This window comes from Streptomyces sp. SID11385 (assembly GCF_010548245.1).
Classification (GTDB): domain Bacteria; phylum Actinomycetota; class Actinomycetes; order Streptomycetales; family Streptomycetaceae; genus Streptomyces.
Window position 1 is genome coordinate 1 of sequence record NZ_JAAGLR010000602.1, and the last position, 3,626, is coordinate 3,626.

The following is a 3,626-nucleotide window of genomic DNA, read 5'->3' on the forward strand; positions in this document are numbered from 1 at the left end:
TCGCGGAGGCGGCGCGGGCCGAGGCGGTGAGCGGCGGGGCGCGCACGGCCCCGGGGACACGGTGAATCACCGCGGTGCGGGCCCGCCGCCGTTCCGGGGGCCCGCACGGCGTGGGGCTCAGGCCGCGGCCCGCACCGACTCCAGGTAGGCGGCTGTCTTCTCGGGGTCGAAGAAGAAGTTCTCGAAGTCCGCCGGGTCGTCGAAGCCGTTGGCGAAGCGGTCGGCGACCGGCTGCGCCTGGCCCGCCGCTCCTATCAGTTCGAGCACGTGCTCCGGGGGGACGCCGAGCATCGCGTTGGTCCACTTCACGACGTGCTGGGCGGTGTCCCAGTAGCGGTCGAAGGCGGACTGCATCCACGCCTCGTCGAAGGGCCGGTCGCCGTGCTCGATGATCGAGGACAGGTAGCTCGCCGCGCACTTGGACGCCGAGTTCGAACCCTGCCCGGTTATCGGGTCGTTGGCCACGACGACATCCGCGACGCCGAGCACGGCCCCGCCGCCCGGCAGACGCCCTATCGGCTTGCGGACGGTGGGCGCGTACCGGCCCGCGAGCGTCGCGTTCGCGTCCGTCAGCTCGACCTTGGTGGCGCGCGCGTACTCCCACGGCACGTACTTCTCCAGCAGCTCCAGCGTCAGCGCCAGGTGCTCGGAGGGGTCCTTGACGCCCTTGAAGGCGTCGAGCGGGCCGCCGGGGACGCCCTCGAAGAAGAGGATGTCGGCGCGGCCCGTGTTGGTGAAGGTCGGCATGACGAAGAGTTCGCCGACGCCGGGCACGAGGTTGCAGCGCACCGCGTCGAAGTCCGGGTGCTCGGGGCGCGGGCCGAGACCGTGCACGTACGCGACGGCGAGAGCGCGCTGCGGGGCGTCGAAGACGGAGCGCGCGGCGTCCCGCTCGAACATCGTGACCAGTTCGCCCTTACCGGCCGCGACGAGCACGAGGTCGTACGTGCGCGAGAAGTAGTCGAGGTCCCCGACCGCCGCGCCGTGGATGACGACCTGGCCGCCGCGCTGCGCGAAGGTCTCCATCCAGCCCGCCATCTTGACGCGCTGGTCGACGGACTGCGCGAAGCCGTCGAGCCTGCCCACCCAGTCGATCGCGCGGCTGGAGTCGGGGGCCGCGACCGAGACGCCGAGGCCCTCGATGCGCGGGGCCTGGTTCTCCCAGAAGTTCAGTTCGAGGTCGCGTTCGTGCTGGAGCGCGGTGTGGAACATGCACTGCGTCGACATGACCCGCCCGGAGCGGATCTCGTCGGCCGTGCGGTTCGACATGAGGGTGACCTCGTAGCCGTGGGACTGGAGGCCGAGAGCGATCTGGAGACCGGACTGCCCGGCCCCCACGATGAGTACCTTCCGCATGCCTTGCGGTTCTCCTTGCCTGGGCGGGCGTCCGTGGGCCGCGAAGCGGGGCGCCCGGGGGTGTACGGGACGTCGTCGCCGGCCCGGTCTCCGTACGGGTCGTCCTACCCCCGTACGGAGACCGTCACGCCGCCTACTCGGGCAGGGCGTCGAGCGCGTGACCGACGAGCGCGAGCAGGGTCTCGACGACCGATATCCTGCGCCGCGCATCCATGATCATCACAGGTACGTGCGCGGGGATCGTCAGCGCCTCCCGCACGTCGCCGGGCTCGAAGCGCTCCGAGCCGTCGAAGTGGTTGACGGCGACGACGTACGGCAGCCCGCAGCTCTCGAAGTAGTCGAGAGCGGGGAAGCAGTCGCCGAGCCTGCGGGTGTCGGCGAGCACGACGGCGCCGACCGCGCCGCGCACGATGTCGTCCCACATGAACCAGAAACGCTGCTGGCCCGGCGTGCCGAAGAGGTAGAGCACGAGGTCGTCGTCGAGCGTGATGCGCCCGAAGTCCATCGCGACCGTCGTCGTCGACTTCTCCGGGGTCGCCGAGAGGTCGTCGGTGTCCTCGCTCGCGCGGGTCATGACGGCCTCGGTCTGGAGCGGCACGATCTCCGAGACGGCGGCGACGAGCGTCGTCTTGCCGACGCCGAAGCCGCCCGCGACCACGATCTTCGTCGACGCGGGAGCCCGGCTCGTGTCCAGCTGCCAGGGCTTGAGGTCCTCCTCTCCGGGCGCGGGGGCCTGCGCCGGGGCGCGGGCGCCCACGTACGCGGGCCCCGGGCGGCCGAGGAGATCAGAGGCGGCGGAGTCCACTCAGCACCCTTTCCAGCAGTGCGCGGTCGGGCTGGCCGGGCTGCTGCCCGGTGCCGTAGACGCGGATCTTTCCCTGGTCGGCGAGGTCGCTGAGGAGTACGCGGACGACCCCGAGCGGCATGCGCAGGAGCGCCGCGATCTCGGCCACCGTGCGCATCCTGCGGCACAGTTCGACGATGGCGCGCATCTCCGGCATGACCTTGGTGCGCAGGTCGCCGTTGACCAGCTCGGGGCGCTCCTGCGGCGCTTCGAGCGCGGCGACGAAGGTCTCGACGAGCAGCACGTGCCCGAAGCGGGTACGGCCCCCGGTGAGCGAGTACGGGCGCACGCGCGAGGGTTTGCGGTCGGCTCCCCTCGTCGGGAGCTTCGGACTCTTGGGTTCGCTCACTGCTCCGCTCCCTTCGCCGTCCTCGCCCCGGGCACCTCGCCGGGCACCTCGCCCTCCATCGACTGCCGCAGCTCGCTGCGGAGTTCGGGGGTCAGGACGTGTCCGGCGCGGCCCACGAAGAGGGCCATGTGGTAGGCGACGACGCTCATGTCGCAGTCGGCGGCGGCGTGCACCCCGAGGAGCGAGCCGTCGCTGATCGCCATGACGAAGAGCGCGCCCTCCGCCATCGCGACCATGGTCTGTTTGACGCCGCCCGCGTCCATGAGCCGCGCCGCGCCGACGCACAGGCTGCCGAGCCCGGAGACGATCGTGGCGAGGTCGGCGCTGGAGCCGCGCGGGCCCTGCGGGCGGTCCGTCCCCGCGGCGGCGCGCTGGTGCGCGGGGTCGGAGGAGAGCAGCAGCAGTCCGTCCGAGGAGACGACGGCGACCGAGAGGAGCCCCGGTACCTCCTCGACGAGGTTGGTGAGCAGCCACTGGAGGTTACGGGCCTCTTTGCTGAGGCCGTAACCGGTCCGGTCGCCGCCCGGCGTGGTTGAGTCGACGGTGCGTGCCGTACCTGTGGTACGGCCGGGCGCAGTCACCTGCGTTCCTCCTCGGCTGAGTCCCCCTCGGCTGATACCTCACGCGCGTCCGCCGTGGTCGGGGCGGCGGGCGGTCGGGTGCTCCCGGGGGGCGCCTGCGCGCCTTCCCGGGCGGGTTCCTCGTCCTCGGCGCCGGGAGGGGTCAGGCTCCCGGTCTCCTCGGCGAGGGCGGCCTCCACGTCCTTGCGGCCCTGGGTGGCCCCCTGGTGGAAGCCGCCGAGCCTGCGGCGCAGGGCCTCGGCGTCCACGCCGGGGGTGGCCGCACGGGGGGCGGGGGCGGGCGCCGAGATCTTCGGCGTGCGCTTGGGCAGGCCCTTGTCGGTGACCCGGTCCCAGCTCTCCACCCGCTCCGCGGCGGCGGCCTCCGCCTCGGCGGTGTCCGGAATGCGCGCGTGGGCGTCCGGGCCTATGGCGTAGGGGGAGGCGGGGGGTGCGGGGGCGGGTGCGGGTGCGGGTGCGGCGGGGGGTTCCTCGGGGGCGGGGGTCGCCGTCTCGG

4 protein-coding genes and 1 pseudogene are annotated in these 3,626 nt (G+C 72.9%); all 5 read right to left on the reverse strand.

Annotation, left to right across the window (positions count from 1 at the left end; genetic code table 11):
- Positions 1–117: 117 nt before the first annotated feature.
- Positions 118–1,356, reverse strand: coding sequence for a styrene monooxygenase/indole monooxygenase family protein (locus G3I42_RS18515; protein ID WP_164287371.1), 1,239 nt, complete (start codon positions 1,354–1,356; stop codon positions 118–120).
- Positions 1,357–1,489: 133 nt separating this feature from the next.
- Entirely contained in the window at positions 1,490–2,113 is a 624-nt protein-coding gene (locus G3I42_RS18520) for an ATP/GTP-binding protein (protein WP_164287375.1), read from the reverse strand.
- Between the two features lie 28 nt (positions 2,114–2,141).
- Entirely contained in the window at positions 2,142–2,549 is a 408-nt protein-coding gene (locus G3I42_RS18525) for a DUF742 domain-containing protein (protein ID WP_164287373.1), read from the reverse strand.
- Positions 2,546–3,130: a roadblock/LC7 domain-containing protein gene (locus G3I42_RS18530; protein WP_343244588.1), complete on the reverse strand. Its 585-nt coding sequence runs from the start codon at positions 3,128–3,130 to the stop codon at positions 2,546–2,548. Before G3I42_RS18530 ends, G3I42_RS18525 begins: the two co-directional genes overlap by 4 nt.
- A pseudogene (locus G3I42_RS18535) lies at positions 3,127–3,626 on the reverse strand (histidine kinase); the annotation flags it as partial. The gene G3I42_RS18530 and the pseudogene G3I42_RS18535, both read right to left, overlap by 4 nt.

Bases quoted from the DNA above. Each gene is read 5' to 3' on its own strand.
- G3I42_RS18515 (WP_164287371.1), bottom strand. From the start codon at position 1,356: ATGCGGAAGGTACTCATCGTGGGGGCCGGGCAGTCCGGTCTCCAGATC.